Below are 20895 nucleotides of genomic sequence, written 5' to 3'. Positions count from 1 at the left end.
AACCAAATATTATTAATAGTGAAAAAAGTAGCGATATACGGTCAAGCTTATAACATTTCAGCCGAAAAGGAAATTAAAATATTATTATCGGTCTTAGAGAAAAACAATATCGTTGTTTTTTTTGAAAAAGAGTTTTATGATTTATTAACCGAAAACAACTCCCTTAAAAAAAAGCATCCTACTTTTACTCATTTCAAAGATTTATCAAACTCTTTTGACATGATGTTTTCAATTGGAGGAGACGGAACGGTTTTAAGAGCCGTAACCTACATTCGCAATTTAAACATTCCTATTATAGGGATAAACACAGGTAGATTAGGTTTTTTAGCAACAGTTCAAAAAGATCAAATAGAAGAAGCTATTCATTTATTATTAAAAAATAAATATACTATTCAAGACAGATCTTTATTACAAATAGAAACAACTCCACAAACTGACGCCTTTGATGAACTAGACTTTGCTTTAAATGAAATAACTATTGCTCGTAGAAATACTACATCAATGATAGGCGTAAGAACATACCTAAACAAAGAATACCTAACAAACTACTGGGCAGATGGATTAATTATATCAACTCCAACAGGTTCAACAGGGTATTCTTTAAGCTGCAACGGCCCTGTAATATTACCAGATTCTAAAAGTTTTGTTATTACACCAATCGCACCACACAACCTAAATGCGAGGCCAATGGTTATACCTGACAAAACCCTAATTCAACTAGAGGTTAGCGCTCGTGAAAAAGACTTCCTAATTTCGTTAGACTCTCGAATTACAACTGTTCCTGAAGGAACCAAAATCAAGATAAAAAAAGCAAATTTCTCAATAAAAAGTATCTTATTACAAAATCAATCACATTTAAAGACTTTGAGAAGTAAACTTTTATGGGGAGAAGACACCCGTAATGAATCTTTATAATCAAACTCATCACAATAAATCACTAAAAAAAAAGTTAATCAAAAAGATAGATTATTAACTTTTTAAAGCAAATTGATTTTCCTATATTTGCACGCCATTTTTACAATGAAAAACAAAATCCTATTCATATTATTTGCTATTATAGCAATTACTTTACAATCACAAACTCACGAAATTGGTATCTTCGCTGGGGGTACTAATTATATAGGTGATGTTGGTAGAACAAACTACATTTACCCTAATAAATTAGGAGGTGGTATTGTTTATAAATACAACTTAAATCCTAGAATAGCCTTAAGAGGTACTTATACTTACATTCCCGTTTCTGGAAATGATGAAAATTCAGAAAACTTATTTCGTCAAGATAGAGGTTATCAATTTACAAATAACATACATGAGTTTGCTGCAGGCCTAGAATTTAACTTCTTTGATTATAACATTAGTAATTACAAAACAACATTCACTCCATATATATTAGCAGAAATTGCTGCTTTTAATTACAGTAGTCCAACGGAAAGGACATCTCCAAATACGATTCGTTTAAAAAATAAATTTTCTTATTCTTTACCTATAGGAGTTGGTATTAAAGGCCGATTAGATGACCACTTAGCAATTGCATTTGAAGCAGGCGTTCGTTTAACGCTAATAGATGATCTAGATTTCACTACAGATAAAATAAATAGTTTAAACTTTGGAGGAACAGGAAATGACTGGTATATGTTTACTGGTTTTTCTATCGTTTACTCCTTCGGAAGACCTCCTTGTTACAAAGGATTAGCAGAATAAATATGGAAGATAAGCTACAGAGCATTGACTTACAAAAAGTTCCTAATCATATTGCTATCATTATGGATGGTAATGGTCGATGGGCAAAAGGAAAAGGAATGCAACGTATTTTTGGGCACAGAAATGCATTAACTGCTATTAGAGAAACTGCTGATACAGCTTCTGAAATAGGAGTGAAATTTATTACTCTTTATGCTTTCTCTACTGAAAACTGGAACAGACCAAAGCTAGAAGTAGATGCTTTAATGAGCTTATTGGTTAGTACTTTGAAAAAAGAACTTCCAGACTTTCAACGCAAAAATGTTAAGATAAACGCTATTGGCAACATAAGTAGTTTACCTAAAAACGCTCAAAAAGTATTAGCTAGCGTTATTGAACAAACAAAAAACAATACAAAAATCACTTTAACATTTGCTTTAAGTTACGGTTCAAGAGAAGAAATTGTTAACGCCTTCAAAAACATATCTAAAAAAGTTGTTAATAAAGAGCTAGATATTGAAAAAATAGACGAAAAAATTATAAATAACCATTTATATACATTTAATTTGCCCGACGTTGATTTAATGATACGTACAAGTGGGGAACAAAGAATCAGTAATTTTTTACTTTGGCAACTAGCATATGCTGAATTATATTTTACAGAAATATTATGGCCAGACTTTAGAAGGGAAAACCTTTTTGATGCCGTAATAGATTATCAAAACAGAGAGAGAAGATTTGGAAAAACAAGTGAACAGATTGAGACCAATGAATAAATATTCTTATTTAGCAGTATTTTTAATCGCCTTTTTATCGGCGAACATACAAGCACAAAATACAACAATTAAAGACAGTACTAGTAATAATATTATTTCCTATAAAAAAGGAGAGCAATATATACTTGGTGGAATTACAGTAACTGGCTTACAAAAATTTAGTGAACAAACTATAAGAGTTTATACAGGATTGGTTGATGGGCAACCCATAAAATTACCTGGAGATAAACTTACCAGTGCTATTAAAAAACTTTATGAAAGTAAACAATTTAGTGAAGTAGATGTTTATCTTTCCAAAAAGGATGATCAAACAGTATATCTTTTATTTGATGTTACTGAGTTACCACAATTAACAGATATTTCTGTTTCGGGGTTAAGTAAATCAAAAGCAAAAGATTTAAAAAAAGAAACAGAATTAAAAAAAGGTGCTATGGTTACCGACAATTTAATCGTAACCACTAGAAATTACATTAAAAAAAAATATACCGATAAAGGTTTTCTCAAAACTAAAGTCTCACTAACCACAAAGCAAGACACTTCTGACGTTAACACCGTTAGTATGGACATCTTTGTTGACAAAGGAGCTCGTATAAAAATTAAAGAAATTAATTTTATTGGTAATAAAGCTATGTCGAATAGTGTTTTACGTGGTGTAATGAAAAACACTAAGCGTAAAATTTTTGGTCGTTTTTGGAAATCATCAAAATATATTTTAGATGATTACAAAGCTGATTTAGAAAGTATTTTAGAGAAATATAGTGAGAATGGCTATCGAGATGCACGTGTTTTATCTGATAAACTAACTTGGAATGATGATAATACAATTAATCTTGAAATAGCTTTAGAAGAAGGTCGTCAATACCGTTTTGATGATATTAAATTCGTAGGAAACAAAAAATACTCAGACCAATTCTTACACAGATTACTACGAATTGATAAAGGAGATATATACAATGGAAAAGTTTTGAAAGAACGTGTTTCTGGTGACGGAACCCCTTCTTCTCAAGATATTCAAACATTATACCACAACAATGGCTATTTATTCTCTCAAATAAACGCTGTTGAAACTAAAGTTAATAATGATTCTATTACAGTAGAAGTACGTATTCGTGAAGATGATCCTGCTACAATTAAAAAAGTAACAGTAACTGGTAATGAGAAAACGAATGACCATGTAATTTTCAGAGAATTGCGTGTAAAACCAGGTGATTTATTTAGTCGTAAAAATATTATAAGGTCTATACGTGAAATTGGGCAATTAGGTTTTTTCGATGCAAACGTAACCCCGGATGTTAAACCCGATTATCAAAATAAAACTGCTGACATTGATTTCTCTGTAGTAGAAAAAGGAGGAAGTCAAATTGAACTACAAGGTGGTTATGGTGGAGGATCTTTCATTGGTACCTTAGGTTTATCTTTTAATAATTTTTCTATTAGAAATATCTTTAACAAAGAAGCATACAAACCATTACCAATGGGTGATGGCCAAAAACTATCTCTTAGATTGCAAGCAAGTAGAACTTATAACACTTATAGCTTTTCTTTTACAGAACCTTGGTTGGGTGGAAAAACACCACAATCGTTATCGTTTTCAGTTTACCTTTCTAATCAATACAGGTATGATTTTACAACAAATTCTGTTGATAAAAACCAGAGTTTAAGTATTCTAGGAGCTTCTATCGGTTTAGGTAAACGTTTAAAGTCGCCTGATGATTACTTTTCTTTATCTCAAAATATAAGTTACCAAAAAATTGATTTACAAAATTATGGGTACCGTGTTGGTTCATCTACTGATGTAATTAGTGATGGTAATTTAAATAATTTAGCCTATAGTATTGCTTTAAGCCGTAACTCTACAGGACCTAGTTTAATATTCCCTTCTTATGGTTCGGAATTCACTGTTAAAGCAAAAGCTACATTTCCTTATTCTTTAGTAAACGGAAAAGACTATACAGAGCCTGATTTCCCTACTAACGAAGAAAGACAAATATATTTGTCTGATAAATACAAATGGCTAGAGTATTATAAAATATCTGCAAAAGGAAAATGGTATACATCATTATCAACAAATAATAAATTAGTCTTAATGTCTAATTTTGAAATGGGTTATTTAGGATCATATAACAGTAAATTAGGCCTAACTCCTGTTGAAAGGTACTTTGTTGGAGGTGATGGAATTGCGCAAGGACAATTAGACGGTAGAGAAACTGTTGGTTTAAGAGGTTATGAAAATAATAGAATATCATCAACTGATGGTGGTTCTATTTACAATAAATTCCAAATGGAATTACGTTATTCTATAACAGATAAACCCTCTGCTTCAATTTATACTTTAGGTTTTTTAGAAGCGGGTAATTCTTATGACAATTTTAGCGACTTTAATCCGTTTAAATTAAAACGTTCTGCTGGATTGGGTGTTCGTATATTTATGCCTGCATTTGGTTTATTAGGTATCGATTTCGCTCATGGCTTTGATCCTTTACCTGGGCAATCTCAAAAATCTGGTTGGCAAACACATTTTATTATTGGAAGACAGTTCTAAAAAACATTACATTTGTGATGTGTCTAGTTTTTTGGCACGGTTTTTTCTAAACACATTATAGCAAGATGAAAAAAAGCATTTTATCAATCGTTCTTTTACTTATTACTAGTATCACTGTTGCCCAAAAAAGTCAACGAATAGCATATATTGACATGGAGTACATTCTTCAAAATATTCCTGAATATTTAGAAGCTCAAAACTCTTTAGGTGCTAAAGTTGAAAAATGGAAAACTAAATTAGATAAAGAAGCTCGAGCTATAGAAGTTATAAAAACAGATTTAAGTAATGAAAAAGCAATTTTAACAAAAGATTTAGTTGAAGAACGTGAAGAAGACATTACTATAAAGCAAGAATCTTTAAGAAGGTTAGAATCTTTATACTTTGGCCCTAAAGGAGATATGTATAACTTAAGACGACAATTGGTAAAACCAATTCAAGATCAAGTTTACAACGCTATTCAAACTATTGCTTCTAGAAAAAAGTATGATTTTGTATTTGATAAATCTGGAGATTTAGTAATGCTATATTCAAACAAAAAACACGATATTAGCGACCTTGTTGTAAAAATGATAAATATTGATCAAAAAAAGCAACAGAAGAAAGATAAGATCGCTGCTAAAAAAGAATTGCTTAAAAATGAAGGTTTAACTGATGCTCAAAAAGAACAAATAGCTAAGAAGAAAGCTGTAAGAGAAAAAAAGAAAAATGATAGGTTATCCAGAGTTAAAAGAATTGAAGAAAAAAGAAAAGCGAAGCTAGAAGAGAGAGCTAATATTAGAAAGCTGTTGAAAGAAAAAAAAGACGCACTAAGAAAATCTCAAGAAGAAGCGAAAAAGAAAGCTGCAATAAAAGAGAGTAAATAAATCAAGAATAGAGAGTATAAATTAAATTAAAACAAAGATGAAACATTTTAAAACCTTATTATTAGTTGCTATTTTCACAATTGGATTAGGTGGTATTGCAAACGCACAAAAAACAGCACATATAAACACAGATTTATTATTATCTGAAATGCCTGCTACAAAGGCTATGAAATCTGAATTAGAAAAACTAAGCAAGACTTATCGTGATGATATTGAAGCTATGTACAAAAAATTAGATGCTAAATTTAAAAAGTATGATGCTGAAGGTAAAAGTCAAACACAAGAAGTAAATCAAAAAAGAGCTGCTGAAGTTCAACAAGATAAAGTAAGAATTCAAAAAGCTGAACAAACTGCTAGTCAGCAAATGCAAAAGAAATACCAAGAAAAAACAATTCCTCTTTTAAAGAAAGCTGAAGATGCTATTAAAGCAGTTGCTGCTGAAAAAGGAATTATCTATGTATTTGATGCTTCTCCAGGAAAAGGATTAATCGTTTATGACAAAGGAGAAAATATCTTAAGTGCTGTAAAAGCAAAATTAGGATTCTAATAAAACCTGAAAAATATTTTATAAAAATCCTGCTGAATTCAGCAGGATTTTTATTTTTGCTATATATGATTAAAAAACAGCAACAACCTATAGGTATTTTTGACTCTGGTATTGGAGGTACATCTATTTGGAAAGAAATTCATGCCTTACTACCAAACGAAAGTACTATTTACTTATCTGATAGTAAAAATGCACCATATGGTCAAAAATCGAAAAATGAAATTCTAAATTTATCCATAAAAAACACAGAATTTTTAATAAACGAAGGCTGTAAGATAATAGTAGTTGCTTGTAATACAGCAACTACAAATGCGATTGAATACTTAAGAAAAAACTACGATATTTCTTTTATAGGTATTGAGCCCGCAATTAAAGCTGCGTCTCTAAAGACTAAAACAAAAAACATAGGCATACTCGCTACTAAAGGAACTCTTAATAGTACTTTGTTTGAAAAGACATCAGCTACCATTAATAGCAATATTCTTATTATAGAACAAATTGGTAATGGCCTAGTTGAACTTATTGAAACAGGAAAAATGTATTCAATAGAAATGACTAAACTATTAGAAGAATATTTAAGTTTAATGGTTTCTTCTAAATGTGATTGTATTGTATTAGGATGTACCCATTACCCATATTTGATTCCACAAATAAAAAATATTGTTGGGGAAAATGTCAAAATCATTGATTCAGGAGAAGCCGTAGCAAAACAGACAAAAAAAATTCTAACTGAAAACAAATTAATTTCTAATTCAGAAAAAAATACAACGAACACTTTTTACATCAATAAGGAAAAAAATATTTTGAACCTTATTCTAAAAGAATACAAAACAGCTATTATTAAAAATATAGACTTTTAGAAACTCCCATTAATATTCGGGCAAGCAGAAGCTCTACGTTTTCTACATAAAATATCCATACCAAAAGATACTTGATGAAAACCACCGTTAGAAAAAACAACATCTCCGCTTTGCTGCGTATAAGTATATGCAAACATTAGTTTCTTATAATTTAAACCAATAATTGGTGTAATATAATTAGCATCACCAAAAACACTACTATCTAAACTTCTTCTATAAGATAAAGCAGCCCAAAGTTGTGTTGTTCTAAACTTTTTATAAACTTTAAAATTAAGGTCACCTATTTTCTCTCCTGTTTCTGCTTTATATTGTAGCATTAATGACGGTTCGAATTGAAACTTATCTTCTTCTCCAAAAAAGTAACCCGCTCCAAAAATATAATTTCTTAAATTGAGTGATTCATAATTAGAGTTTACATTATTTTTTGCAGAAAGTAATATATTCTTTATCGTTAAATACGATGAAAAACCTTTAAAATGGTATGCCATTCCAAAATCGGCATTAAAATAAAAATCACTTTCAATTACCTGACTAACATCTCCCCCTCCAAAAGTTCTCTGATCTACTTCATTCTGTACCATTGCCATTGAAAGTCCGAATGATAATTGGTTAAACAAATTCTCGTTCCCCATATCTAAATGATATGTATAACTACCTTGTAACCCTTTTTGAGAGTGATAACCATTACGGTCATTAAATAATATAAATCCATACCCTGCATTAGAATTTTCATGAACTTTTGCATGAAAACTTACTGTCTGCAATGACGGAGCATCTTTTACACCAATCCATTGTTGACGCGCGGTAAAACGTATCTTCCCACAATCACCTATTCCAGCAGCAGCTGGATGCAATAAATAAACATTATCAGACAAATAATCTGCGTAGATAGGTAATGTTTCTTGCGCAGATATATTTAGTATTAATAAAAAAGAAAATAGTGTTGTAATATTTCTCATAATTTTGTTTGATAAAATAGCTGTCAAATATAGACAAGTGAAGCAAGAAAGCCTATACCTTTTAAAAAAAGTAGATATATATTAACATCTTAATTATTCAATCTATAATTTGAAGGTGTTATCTTCTTTAATTCCTTAAACTTTCTATTAAAGTTAGATATATTTTTAAATCCAGATCTTTCTGACACATCAATAACTGAATAGTCTTTATTTTGTAGTAATCTACATGCATTTTCTACTCTAAGCTCATTTAAAAAAGTAAAAAAAGTTTTATTCGTTCTTTGTTTAAAATATCTGCAAAAAGCATTAGATGTCATATTTGCTATCTCTGCTATATCGTCTAGTTCTATTTTTTTATTAAAATTTTGCAATGTATAATCCATTATGTTTCGCATTCGCTTACCTTCATTATCAGTATACTTTTTTTCGTAAACAAACGATGAAAGAGATTCTACCTTAGAACTTGAAATAACTGTTAACATTTTAATAAAAACAGTAAACTTCACTAAATCCCTACTTTTTTGTAATTTTAAAAAAAGCTTTGTTATTTTTACTTTATTATTTACTATTCTAAAACTATTCTTGGATTTACTAAAAAAAGGTGCTATTTCTTTAAATTCATCCAATTCAAAAAAAGTTTCGCCAAATGATTTTTTAGTAAAAAAAAGCGAGATCATTGATGATTTTTTTATTACTGAATTATCACTTTTAAAAACATGGGGCTGTCTACTTCCTATTACTAGAATATCATTAGAATGGTATTCATTAACAGTATCACCAACAATTAAAGTACCTTCACCTTTAATAATATAACACAACTGTACTTCTTCGTGCTCATGATACTTATCATAAAAAAAAGCACCAATATCTTCTTGATAAATCAGTCCTAAATTTTTAGTTTTTGGTATTTTAAATGGTAAAACCTTCATAGAAATAGGTAATATTTTAAACAAATCTATGATATATTAACACTATTTATACTATAAATAAACATTAAGGATAATATAGTACATGCTATGGTTAAAAAACAAACAAGAAACTCAATAAATCAACTATAACTTTGCCTTAAAAAAACAAACAATGAGTACTATACAATGGAATGGTGTTATGCCAGCAGTTACAACTAAATTTACAGATAACGACACATTAGATTTAGTAAATTTTGAACTAAACATTAAAGCACAGTTAAACGCAGGTGTTAGCGGTATTATTTTGGGAGGAACACTTGGTGAAGCTAGTACACTTACTGATGATGAAAAAAGAGTAATCGTAAGAAAAGCTGTAGAAGTTGTTAATGATCAAGTGCCAGTAATAATGAATATTGCAGAGCAAACGACAGTTGCAGCTATCGACACAGCTAGAAAAGCAAAGGAAGACGGAGCGTTAGGTTTAATGATGTTACCTCCGATGCGATATAAAGCTGACAATAGAGAAACTACTACCTACTTTAAAAAAGTAGCGAACAGTACTACATTACCAATTATGGTATACAACAACCCAGTTGATTACGGTATTGAGGTTACTTTAGACATGTTTGAAGAATTATTACGTGATTGTCCAAACATTCAAGCAGTAAAAGAATCTACAAGAGACTTATCTAACATTACTCGTATTAAAAATCGCTTTGGAGATCGTTTAGCTATCTTATCAGGAGTTGACACTTTAGCTTTAGAAAGTATTTTTATGGGTGCTGATGGATGGGTTGCTGGTTTAGTTTGTGCATTTCCGGCAGAAACAGTAGCTATTTTTAACTTAGCAAAAGCAGGAAGAACTAAAGAAGCTATAGAAATTTACCGTTGGTTCTTACCTTTATTAGAGCTAGACATTAACTCTAAATTAGTTCAAAATATTAAATTGGCAGAGGTCGCTACAGGTATTGGTACAGAGAATGTACGTGAGCCACGTTTACCTTTAATTGGAGAAGAAAGAGAAAGAGTTTTAGCTATTATTGAAAATGGATTAAAAACGAGGCCTACTTTACCTGAATATAAAGAATTAGCTCTAATGGATTAATCTTAAATTTAAGGTTAATTATGTTTTTATAAGGTACAACTTAATAGATTATTGCTTTAATTTTTAGGCAATGATTTTACAAGTTTCAACAAAATGTATAAATCTCATTAAATGTAAAACACATTTAAAAAAATAAATCTAATGATTACAGGAAAAAATTATATAGGAAATCAATTAAAGGCTGAGGGAACTACCACTCATAAAACTGTAAACCCAAAGTTAAACACACAAAACTCAACACCTTTTTACCAAGCAACTTTAAATGAAGTTAACGAAGCTGTAGCGTTAGCTGATAGTGCCTTTAAAGTATATAGAAATATACCTGGGGAGCAAAGAGCTGCTTTTTTAAATGCAATAGCAGATGAAATACTAGCTTTAGATACAGAATTAACTGACATGTATATGTCTGAATCTGGTCTACCAGAAGGAAGAGCGCAAGGAGAAAGAGGTAGAACCATTGGTCAATTAAGAGCTTTTGCTGACTTAATTTTAAAAGATGAATGGAGAAACGTTACCATTGATGAAGCAATTCCAACAAGGCAACCATTACCTAAATCAGATATTAGAAAAACATCAATTCCAATAGGACCTGTTGTTGTATTTGCTGCAAGTAATTTTCCATTAGCTTTTTCAACAGCTGGTGGTGATACAGCAAGTGCCTTAGCATCAGGTTGTCCAGTAATTGTAAAATCACATGCAATGCACTCTGGAACAGGTGAATTGGTAGCATCAGCTATTATTAAAGCTGCTGAAAAAACAGGAATGCCAAATGGTGTATTTTCAAACATTACCGGAAGCGGAAGAGTTGTTGGTACAGCATTAGTTAAGCACCCTAAAGTAAAAGCTGTTGGTTTTACAGGGAGTATTGCTGGTGGTAGAGCTCTTTATAACTTAGCTGCAGAAAGAAATGAACCAATTCCAGTATTTGCAGAAATGGGAAGTATCAACCCTGTAATAGTAATGCCAAATGTAATTGAAAAAAAATCTGCTGAAACAGCAACTACTTATGCTGGTTCAATAACTGTGGGAACAGGACAATTTTGTACTAACCCAGGTTTATTATTAACACTTGCTGGTGATAAAACAGATGCTTTTATTAAAGATTTAGCCGAAAAAACGGTGGCAATTGCACCACAGTGTATGTTACACCCAAACATTAAAGATGGTTTTGTATCAAACGGTAAAATAGTAACCTCGCAACCAGGTGTAGAAATAGTAGGTCAAATAACAAATAATATTGAAGCTAACTTTGCTGCCTCAACTATATGTACGGTATCAGGATCAGACTTTTTAACAAACCCAAAAATGCATACCGAAGTTTTTGGACCTTTTTCTTTAGTTGTTAAAGCAAAAGACCAAGCCGAGTTGGTAGAAGTTATTGATAGCTTAGAAGGACAATTAACAGGAACAGTATTAGCTGAAAAAGAAGACTTCACTGAGTTACCTGTAATAGCAGATGCTTTACAAGCAAAAGTAGGTAGAATTATTTTTAACGGAGTGCCAACAGGTGTAGAAGTCTGTGAATCAATGACACACGGTGGACCATACCCGGCTTCATCAGACGCTAGGTTTACAGCCGTTGGTTTAGGTGCTATAAAAAGATGGATAAGACCTTTTAGTTTTCAAGATTGGCCAACTGAATTGTTACCAACTGAACTAAGAAATTAGAATTTCATCTGTTATTAATAATAAATTCAGAAAGCAATAAATACAATAATAGGAATTAACAATTTCTTTAAAAAAGGGAATAATTGAAAACTTTTTTACCTACACTAAAGAAATTGAAAAAAAATGCTGACTTCGTTTTCTTGATTAGAGAATTTTTTGAAGGGTTTTTTATAAGAAAGAATACAAGTCAGCTATTTAATTTAATATGAGAAAAACTTTTTTTTGTGTAGATGCACACACTTGCGGAAATCCTGTAAGAGTTGTTGCCGGTGGTGGACCTAATTTAATTGGATCAAACATGAGTGAAAAACGTCAGCATTTTTTAAAAGAATATGACTGGATTCGTAAAGGATTAATGTTTGAACCTCGTGGTCACGATATGATGAGCGGTAGTATTTTATTTCCTCCTCACAATCCAGAAAACGATTTTGCTATTTTATTTATTGAAACTTCTGGTTGTTTACCAATGTGTGGACACGGAACAATTGGAACCATTACTATTGCAATTGAAGAAGGGTTAATTACGCCTAAAATTCCAGGGAAAATTAAAATGGAAGCACCTGCTGGTTTAGTAAATATTGAATATGGACAAACAGGTAAAAAAGTAGATTGGGTAAGATTAACTAATGTAAAAAGTTATTTAGCAGCAGAAAATTTAACCATTGATTGTCCTGAATTAGGTAAAATTACTTTTGATGTTGCCTATGGTGGTAATTATTATGCTATTGTAGATCCTCAGAAGAATTTTTCTGGAGTACATGATTTTACTGCAAGTAAAATAATTCAATATTCTCAAGTTGTTAGAAATCGTATTAATGAGAAATATCCAGATATGTTTATTCATCCAGAAAATGATACCATTAAAGATGTAACTCATATGTTATGGACAGGTAATCCGATTGACCCAACTTCTTCAGGTAGAAATGCTGTTTATTATGGAGACAAAGCCATCGACAGGAGCCCTTGTGGAACAGGTACTTCTGCACGACTAGCACAATTATACGCCAAAGGAAAACTAAAAGTAAATGAAGAATTTATTCACGAAAGTTTTATTGGTAGTAAGTTTATCGGTAGAGTAGAAAAAGAAACTACTTTAGATGGTAAAATGGCAATTATTCCTAGTATTCAAGGCTGGGCTAAAGTATTTGGTTACAATAATATTCTTATCGATGATGAAGACGATCCATATGCTTATGGATTTCAGGTAATCTAAACTTAAAACAACTACCTTTCAATCAAAAAAATTGAAAATAGACAAATACGAAATTATAAAGAATCATTGCTATACCGATCTTGTTTATCAAAGAATAAACAAGAAACTAGGTGTAGCTTTTTCTAGATATAAAAGTCAAGTTCTTATAAAGAAAGTATTAGAAGATACTGCTATAGATAATTATAAGAAGTTAGGAAAGAATTTTTATATCTCCAATATAAAACACAACATAAAAATTACAATTAACTCTAACACATTTAGAGTTATAACTGTAGATAGAATCATTAAAGAGTAAGTATAAAACAATATATTAAATGTCGAAAGAAGTAGTAATTATTGGTGGAGGAATTATAGGTTTATGTTCAGCTTATTACCTTCAGAAAGAAGGTCATAAAGTTACAGTAATTGATAAATCAGATTTTTCAAGTGGTGCCTCTTATGTAAACGCAGGTTATATAACACCGAGTCATATTGTTTCTTTAGCAGCTCCAGGAATGATTAACAAAGGAATTAAATGGATGTTTGATTCAAAAAGTCCTTTTTCTGTAAAGCCTCGTTTAGATTATGATTTTTTAAAATGGACTTGGCTATTTAAAAAAGCATCTACCAAAGAGAAAGTTGAAAATTCTATTAAAACCATAAAAGATATTAATGTTTTAAGTAGGGAATTATATCAAGATATAAAAAACTCTAATGATTTCGATTTCTTTTATAAACACAAAGGCTTATTAATGTGCTATCAAACAGATAAAGCTGGTGAAGAAGAATGGACTACTGGAAAAAGAGCTATACAAGAAGGTTTAAAAGTTGAAAATTTAACGAAAGAGCAAGTACTAAAACTAGAACCGAATGCTGGTTTAAATATAAAAGGAGCTGTGTATTACCATACAGATGCACATATGACTCCAAATGAATTTATGCCACAATTAAAATCTTATTTAGAAAAAAAGGGCGCTACCATTTTATCTAATGAAGAAGTAATAGATATAAATGTAAAAAGCGATAAAGTAACATCAATAAGAACCAATAAACAAGAATTAATTGCTGATGAAATCGTTGTAGCAACAGGTTCTTGGTCACAAAATTTATTAAAAAAATTAAACACAACGGTACCTGTTCAAGCTGGTAAAGGCTATAGAATTAATGTAAAAAAAGAAACCGGAATTACAATACCTGCAATTTTAATGGAAGCTAAAGTTGCTGTAACTCCTATGAATGGTTTTACGCGTTTTGCTGGTACTATGGAAGTTGATAAAATAAATAACAAAATAAACCGTGTTAGAGTAAATGCAATAGCCAAAGCTAGTGAAGTTTTTTATGATGGTTTAAAAATTGAACAAAAAGAAATTGATGATGTAGCTTGCGGTTTAAGGCCATGTTCTCCTGATGGCTTACCTTATATTGGACGTTTATCTAAAGTTAAAAACGTGACTATTGCTACTGGACACGCTATGATGGGGTGGAGCTTGGGCCCTGCTACAGGTAAATTAATTTCAGAAATTATTTCTGATAAAAAAACAAGTTTAGATTTACAACCCTTTCACGTAGAAAGGTATTCATAATCTTACATTACCTACAAGCATCTAAAAAAATAATTAAACATATCTTTAAGAAAATATGCGTTACGACCAAATAAACAACTCTTTATTTATAGAAAACAGAAAACGTTTCATCTCTCAAATGAAACCAAACACTATTGCTATCTTAGTATCTAATGATGTAAAGCATAACAATGCTGATGATGTAATGGGGTTTGCTCAGAATAATGACCTGTTTTATTTATCTGGAATTGATCAAGAAGAAACAATTTTAGTATTATATCCTGATGCTTATAAAGAAGAGAATCGTGCCGTTTTATTTGTAAAAGAAACAAATGAACAAATTAAAATTTGGGATGGTGAAAAACTAACAAAAGAGCAAGCTATTGAGGTTTCTGGAATTGATAGAATAGAATGGTCTAGTAATTTTGAAATGACTTTACAATACATGGCTTTTGAAGCTGATGGATTTTATTTAGGTCATAATGAACATCTAAAACGTGCTACTAAAGATCAAGAAACACAACAAAACAGAATGATAAAATGGTGTAAAGAAAAATATCCTTTACACGAATATTATAGAGCTGCAAAAATTACTCGCAGTTTAAGACCTGTCAAGTCAGATAAAGAAATTCAATTAGTGCAAAAAGCCGCCGACATAAGTATAAATTCTTTTGTATCGGTTTTAAAAGCTTGTAAAGCTACTATGAAAGAGTATGAACTAGAGGCTGAACTAGCTTATAATTTAGTTAAATCTGGCGCCTCCCATCATGCCTTTCAACCGATCGTTGCTTCTGGTAAAAATGCTTGTGCACTGCATTACAACACAAATGATTCAACTTGTAATGATGGCGAAATGATTTTACTTGATTTCGGAATTTGTTATGCTAATTATAATAGTGACACTACGCGATGCTTTCCTGTTAATGGAAAATTTTCTAAAAGACAAGCTGCAGTTTACACCGCCGTTTTACACTGTTTAAAAGAAGGTAGTAAATTATTAAAGCCTGGTATTTTACCGATTGATTATGAAAAAAACATGGCTAATTTAGTAGAAAATGAGTTAATAAAACTAAACTTATTAGATACTAATGACGTTGCCAACCAAAACCCTAAGAAACCTTTATATAAAAAATATTTTATGCACGGAACAGCCCATTATTTGGGCTTAGATGTACATGATGTTGGGTTATATTCCCGCCCATTTGAAGCAGGCATGGTTTTAACTTGTGAACCTGGAATTTACATTCCTGAAGAAGGAATTGGTTGCCGACTTGAAGATGATTACCTGATTACTGAAAACGGAAATATAAATTTAACAGCTGCAATGCCTATAGAAATTAAAGATATTGAAGCATTAATGAATAATTAAAAAAATATTAAATGAATACATTCGGAATTGGAGGTTCTACCATAGAAGCAGAATTAAATGCTATAACTCCAAATACACACTTAGTTGTCCCTATTCAAAAAGAAGAATTTCAATATAGAATAAACAAAGCTTGTAAATTGATGAAAAGTCAAAACAAACAAGCAATGTATTTACATGCTGGAACTAATTTATTTTATTTCACAGGAATGAAATGGAGTTCTAGTGAACGAATGGTTGGTGCCATTTTATTTCAAAATGGAAGCCTTCATTTTATCGCTCCTGAGTTTGAGAAAGGAACTATTTTAGACTTCATGTTGATAAGCGGTAGAGTTAATTGCTGGGAAGAACATGAAAGCCCATACGAACTATTTGCTAAAATTTTAGTTGATAATAATGTAACCGAAGGAGCTATTTTTATGGATGAGGCAACACCTTTTTTTATTATTGATGGAATAAATAAAGTAGCAGCATACACATTAGAAGATGCAAAATCAATTACAGCTGGTTGCAGAATGATAAAATCTGACGCTGAAATTGCCATTATGCAACATGCTATGAACATTACATTAGAGGTTCAAAAAGCAGCAGCAAGAATTTTACGTGTTGGTATATCTGCTAAAGAGGTTACTGATTTTATTCATAATGCACATATTAAGTATGGAATTCCTTCTGGGTCGTATTTTTGTATCGTTTTATTTGGTGTTGACTCTTCATTTCCACACGGTGTAAAATCTCCAAAAAATTTAGAAGAGAACGAAATTGTTCTTATAGACACTGGCTGTCAATTAAACGACTATATTTCAGATATTACTAGAACTTATGTTTTTGGTAAAGCAAATGATTTGCAAAAATCTATTTGGAATATTGAAAAGGAAACACAACAAGCAGCTTTTAATGCAGCTAAATTAGGTAATACATGTGAAGATATTGATAATGCAGCAAGAGTTGTATTAGAATCTCATAATTTAGGTCCTGATTATAAATTACCAGGGTTACCACATAGAGTTGGTCATGGAATTGGGTTAGGAATTCATGAATGGCCATACATTGTTAGAAACGATAAAACTATTTTAGCTTCAGGAATGACTTTTAGTAATGAACCTATGATTTGTGTACCTAACGAATTTGGAATTCGTCATGAAGATCATATTATGATGACCGAAGAAGGCCCTGAATGGTTTACAAAGCCTATGTATTCTATCGAAGATCCATTTGGCATAAATCAAAATAATTGAATATTATAAAATAGCTAGTAAAGCTAGAATAAATGCAGCTTTTTAAACAATAATAAAACGCTAGATAAACTAAACATATTATGAAACTAATTCGCTTTTTCTATTTTTTATTTTTTACATTATTATTTATAGGCTGTAAAACCACAGAAACAACTGAAAAATCATCCTCAAAAACAACAACTTTTCAAAAAATAGCAGCTATAAAGAATGTAGTGAGCATTGAAAAAAGGGATATAGTAAGCCATTTCGATGAAAACTATGAAATATGGTTTGAGCAACCAGTTGATCATAATGATTTATCAAAAGGTACTTTTAAACAACGTGTTTTTTTAGGTTTTGAAAATCCTACACAACCAGTAATTGTAGAACTTCGTGGTTATGGAATAGGCCGAGAAACTGCTGGGGAGTTAGCAAAACATTATAATGCGAATCAATTAAGTATTGAGCATCGTTACTTTAATAATTCGCGACCTAAAAAAATAGATTGGAACACACTTACTGTTGAAAATGCAGCTAAAGATCAAGCTATTATTATTGACGCTATTAGAAATGCTTTATATCCAAATACAAAGTTTATATCTACTGGAATATCTAAAGGTTGCCAAACAACCATGGCACATCGTAGATACTTTCCTAAAAACGTAGATGCTTGTGTTTGTTATGTTGGCCCTTTAAACTATAAACGTGAAGACCCTAGAGTTTATGAATTTTTAAAAACGGTAGGAACAAAAGAAGATAGAGAAAATATTAAAGCTTTTCAAGAACTTTGTTTTGAAAATAGGGAAGCTCTTTTAGATAAAATGAAAATCGCAGCCAAGGAAAAAGGATTAACTTGGGAATTTGGAGCTGAAAAAGCAATTAATTATACTATTTTAGAGTATTCTTTTTCTTTTTGGCAATGGGGAAACAGTGTTGATAGTATACCTACTAAAAACATTTCTATAGATGACATCTATAAACATCTTATTAGTGTATCTGGTTATGGTTTTTTTGAAGAAAAGTCAGTTGATGGTTTACAACCTTATTTTTGGGCTGCTTTAACAGAACAAGGAATTTATGGTTACGAAACTGCTCCTTTTAAAAAATACTTCAATAATGAATCAAAAATTTACAAATTTGATTGGGCTTTTCCTGAAGGCATTTCAAAAGAGTATAATTTAAAGCCAATGCAAGAGGTTAAAAATTTCCTTGATAATTCAGCCGAAAAAATGCTTTTTATTTACGGAGAATACGACACTTGGAGTTCTACCGCCGTTGAATTAAGTACTGATGCAAAAAAGAGAGAGTTATATAAATTTGTAAAACCTAAAGGGAGTCATACAACTCGTGTTGAAAGTTTTAATACTGAAAACAAGAAAAAGATTTATGATATTATTGATCGTTGGTTAGAAAAAAAATAACAACCACCGTTTAAATATTAAATAATTAAAAACCTTTATCTAAAACGGCAATTAAACTGTCATTTTAGATAAAGGCTTTTTTATAATCCTTATTTTTTGGGCTTAACTTTAAATATTAAAAAAACCAAAGCTCACCTTTTAATTACCTAAGTATAAAACCGTCTTTCATTGGGTCGTTTGGATCAATCAAAAAAGTTTGTATTCCTGTAATGTGTGCTGTTCCTTCTACTTCTGGAATAACAGCATTGTATGCCCCATAACGTTCTTCCGAAACAACTGAGCCTTTAAAAACAGCTCCTGTTATACTTTCAATTGTCATAGTTTCTCCATATTTAATTTCATCTCTTTTTTTATGAATAGCCATTCTACCTGAAACACCAGATCCTGTAGGGCAACGATCTACTTCTCCTTCAGCAAAAATGCATACATTTTTACTATCATTTCCTGAGGCTTGTTTTTTATTATCTATAAAAATAGTTCCATATAAAAAACTTAAATCTTCTTCTAATGGATGCGTAATTTCTTTATCTGTATTCATAACAGCATGTTTAATTTTCATACCATTAGCAATTAACGCTCGATAGGAATCGGTACTTAAATCAAAGTCAAAATTATTCTTAGCCATATCTATATAAGCATAAAAAGCACCACCATAAGCTAAATCGTATGTTACAGTTCCTACCCCATCAACCTCAACAGCTCTATCTAAACCTACAACAAAACTTGGCACACAATGAAAACGTACACCTGTTACTTTGCCGCCTTCTACGTTAGCAAAAGATGTTATCCTTCCACAAGGAGCATCTATCTTTAAAATATTTTCACCTTCTTTAACACTAATCCAATTCATTTCTACTGCCAATGTAGATATAGCAATAATAGCATGACCACACATGGTTGAATACCCTTCGTTATGTAAAAATATAATTCCAAAGTCTCCCTCATCGTCATTTGGTGGTAATAAAATACATCCATACATATCTGGATGACCTCGTGGTTCAAACATTAATGCCGTTCTTAAATGATCAAAATTATCTTTACAATAACGTCTGTAATCTAAAACATTGTTTCCTTTCAATTTAGGAAATCCGTCTACTATAACACGTAAAGGTTCTCCTCCTGTATGCATATCAATAGTCTTGATTTGCAGCCAATCTTCCTTTGCTGTAAAATCAGTATTTGACAGTATGTTTTTATATGTGCTACTCATTTGAATATTTGTTATAATAGTAATTTGCTGCCGCTAAATCTTCTAAAGCATGACCTACAGATTTAAAAACAGTAATTTCTTCCTCATTTTTTCTTCCAGTTTTTTTACATGAACATAGTTCAAATAAATCTGCTCTAATATTTTCTTCTTTTAATGTTCCGTTTTGTAATGGAATGAAAATATCGCCACTTTCTTTTAATCCTCCTTGAAAAGTATCAATATAAACAGCTGCTTTTACTATTGTTTCATCATCAGCCTCTCTCATATCTTTTTTATAAGCTCCTACCAAATCAATGTGCTGCCCTGGTTTTAAATATTTACCTAATACTAAAGGTGCTTTAGACAATGTTGCACAAGAAATAATAGATACTTCTGCTATTTTCTCTTCAATAGTTTTTACAGCGGTAATTGTAAAATTTTCATTTTTAAGTGTATCACAAATAGCTTGCGCTTTACTAAAATCACGTCCCCAAATAAAAACATTTTTAATTGGTCGTACTGAGGCATGTGCTTTAATTAAATTAGTAGATAAAGCTCCTGTACCTATCATTAATAGAGAAGAAGCATCTTTTCTTGACAAAAATGAGGAAGCTAAAGCTGAAGCTGCTGCAGTACGTTTTACCGTTAAGTTCTTGGCTTCTAATATTGCTTTAACGGTACCTCTAACGGCATCTAAATAAATATAAGTTCCGTTAATAGCCGGTAAATCGAATTTACTATTTTCTGGACTTACAGTAACTATTTTTACTCCTGCATTTTTACTAGGTGTCCATGCAGGCATCAACAATAACGTAGAATCGACATTTACTTCTGGGTTTGCAAAATCATGATGATGACGCATAGGAACAATCGTGTCTTCCGAAGAAAAAGAAATTTTTAATTCAGAAATCAATTCTATAAAATTGGTATTATTTTCTATAAAATCACTGTCTATTTGAATAATTTTTTTCATTCTCAAAAATAAGGATTTAGAAAAAAAGATATCGTAGACTAACTAAATATATAGCAATATATGTACT

General features: G+C 30.9%; 19 protein-coding genes. 15 read left to right on the top strand and 4 right to left on the bottom strand.

Translation table 11 applies throughout. The annotated features are described in order from the left end of the window. Positions 1-18 precede the first annotated feature (18 nt). From CXF68_RS07230 to murI, 7 genes are all read left to right on the top strand, one after another. A complete protein-coding gene (locus CXF68_RS07230) occupies positions 19-915 on the top strand; it encodes an NAD kinase (protein WP_198553767.1) in 897 nt (298 codons plus the stop codon). A gap of 105 nt (positions 916-1020) precedes the next feature. Beyond that, complete coding sequence (locus CXF68_RS07225; RefSeq protein ID WP_101043706.1) at positions 1021-1701, top strand: DUF6089 family protein; 681 nt, start codon at positions 1021-1023, stop codon at positions 1699-1701. 2 nt (positions 1702-1703) lie between these two features. After that, entirely contained in the window at positions 1704-2456 is a 753-nt protein-coding gene (locus CXF68_RS07220) for an isoprenyl transferase (RefSeq protein ID WP_101043704.1), read from the top strand. Beyond that, a complete protein-coding gene (gene bamA, locus CXF68_RS07215) occupies positions 2449-4998 on the top strand; it encodes an outer membrane protein assembly factor BamA (RefSeq protein ID WP_101043702.1) in 2550 nt (849 codons plus the stop codon). The genes CXF68_RS07220 and bamA overlap by 8 nt, the downstream gene beginning before the upstream one ends. Before the next feature lie 65 nt (positions 4999-5063). After that, on the top strand, positions 5064-5861 hold the full coding sequence (locus CXF68_RS07210) for an OmpH family outer membrane protein (protein WP_101043700.1): 798 nt from the start codon (positions 5064-5066) through the stop codon (positions 5859-5861). A gap of 37 nt (positions 5862-5898) precedes the next feature. Next, the gene (locus CXF68_RS07205; protein ID WP_101043698.1) at positions 5899-6408 is read left to right on the top strand and encodes an OmpH family outer membrane protein; all 510 of its coding nucleotides are present in this window, start codon (positions 5899-5901) and stop codon (positions 6406-6408) included. A 65-nt stretch (positions 6409-6473) separates the two neighbouring features. Continuing rightward, positions 6474-7268: a glutamate racemase gene (murI, locus tag CXF68_RS07200; protein WP_101043696.1), complete on the top strand. Its 795-nt coding sequence runs from the start codon at positions 6474-6476 to the stop codon at positions 7266-7268. Here the strand turns inward: murI and CXF68_RS07195 are convergent. Then, positions 7265-8227 carry a type IX secretion system membrane protein PorP/SprF gene (locus tag CXF68_RS07195; RefSeq protein WP_101043694.1) on the bottom strand — a complete coding sequence of 321 codons (963 nt, stop codon included), beginning with the start codon at positions 8225-8227 and terminating at the stop codon, positions 7265-7267. The genes murI and CXF68_RS07195 overlap by 4 nt on opposite strands. 89 nt (positions 8228-8316) lie before the next feature. After that, on the bottom strand, positions 8317-9180 hold the full coding sequence (locus CXF68_RS07190; RefSeq protein WP_369800480.1) for an AraC family transcriptional regulator: 864 nt from the start codon (positions 9178-9180) through the stop codon (positions 8317-8319). 127 nt (positions 9181-9307) lie between these two features. On the opposite strand from CXF68_RS07190, the gene CXF68_RS07185 reads away from it, so the two are divergent. The 8 genes from CXF68_RS07185 (at position 9308) to CXF68_RS07150 (ending at position 18666) form a co-directional block, all read left to right on the top strand. After that, complete coding sequence (locus CXF68_RS07185; RefSeq protein ID WP_101043690.1) at positions 9308-10240, top strand: dihydrodipicolinate synthase family protein; 933 nt, start codon at positions 9308-9310, stop codon at positions 10238-10240. Between the two features lie 141 nt (positions 10241-10381). Beyond that, positions 10382-11908, top strand: a complete 1527-nt coding sequence (locus CXF68_RS07180; RefSeq protein ID WP_101043688.1) for an aldehyde dehydrogenase (NADP(+)) — start codon at positions 10382-10384, stop codon at positions 11906-11908. A gap of 205 nt (positions 11909-12113) precedes the next feature. After that, the gene (locus CXF68_RS07175; RefSeq protein WP_101043687.1) at positions 12114-13121 is read left to right on the top strand and encodes a 4-hydroxyproline epimerase; all 1008 of its coding nucleotides are present in this window, start codon (positions 12114-12116) and stop codon (positions 13119-13121) included. A gap of 31 nt (positions 13122-13152) precedes the next feature. Next, positions 13153-13416, top strand: a complete 264-nt coding sequence (locus tag CXF68_RS07170; protein WP_198553766.1) for a DUF3781 domain-containing protein — start codon at positions 13153-13155, stop codon at positions 13414-13416. A gap of 19 nt (positions 13417-13435) precedes the next feature. Then, positions 13436-14683 carry an FAD-binding oxidoreductase gene (locus CXF68_RS07165; protein ID WP_101043685.1) on the top strand — a complete coding sequence of 416 codons (1248 nt, stop codon included), beginning with the start codon at positions 13436-13438 and terminating at the stop codon, positions 14681-14683. Positions 14684-14738: 55 nt separating this feature from the next. Next, entirely contained in the window at positions 14739-16031 is a 1293-nt protein-coding gene (locus CXF68_RS07160; RefSeq protein ID WP_101043683.1) for an aminopeptidase P N-terminal domain-containing protein, read from the top strand. A gap of 11 nt (positions 16032-16042) precedes the next feature. Further along, a complete protein-coding gene (locus CXF68_RS07155; protein ID WP_101043681.1) occupies positions 16043-17266 on the top strand; it encodes a Xaa-Pro peptidase family protein in 1224 nt (407 codons plus the stop codon). Between the two features lie 80 nt (positions 17267-17346). Continuing rightward, a complete protein-coding gene (locus CXF68_RS07150; RefSeq protein WP_101043680.1) occupies positions 17347-18666 on the top strand; it encodes a S28 family serine protease in 1320 nt (439 codons plus the stop codon). 142 nt (positions 18667-18808) lie between these two features. Here CXF68_RS07150 and CXF68_RS07145 read toward each other — a convergent pair whose 3' ends face one another. Both CXF68_RS07145 and CXF68_RS07140 read right to left on the bottom strand, forming a co-directional pair. Further along, positions 18809-19876 (bottom strand): proline racemase family protein, encoded by a 1068-nt coding sequence (locus CXF68_RS07145; protein WP_101043678.1) that lies wholly within the window; start codon positions 19874-19876, stop codon positions 18809-18811. Further along, positions 19869-20828, bottom strand: a complete 960-nt coding sequence (locus CXF68_RS07140; protein WP_101043676.1) for an ornithine cyclodeaminase family protein — start codon at positions 20826-20828, stop codon at positions 19869-19871. The genes CXF68_RS07145 and CXF68_RS07140 overlap by 8 nt, the downstream gene beginning before the upstream one ends. Positions 20829-20895: the final 67 nt, after the last annotated feature.

Origin of the sequence: Tenacibaculum sp. Bg11-29 (assembly GCF_002836595.1) — a bacterium.
Taxonomy (GTDB): Bacteria; Bacteroidota; Bacteroidia; order Flavobacteriales; family Flavobacteriaceae; genus Polaribacter.
The sequence above is the reverse complement of the archived record's forward strand: the minus strand, read 5'-3'. Positions and strand labels throughout refer to the sequence as shown.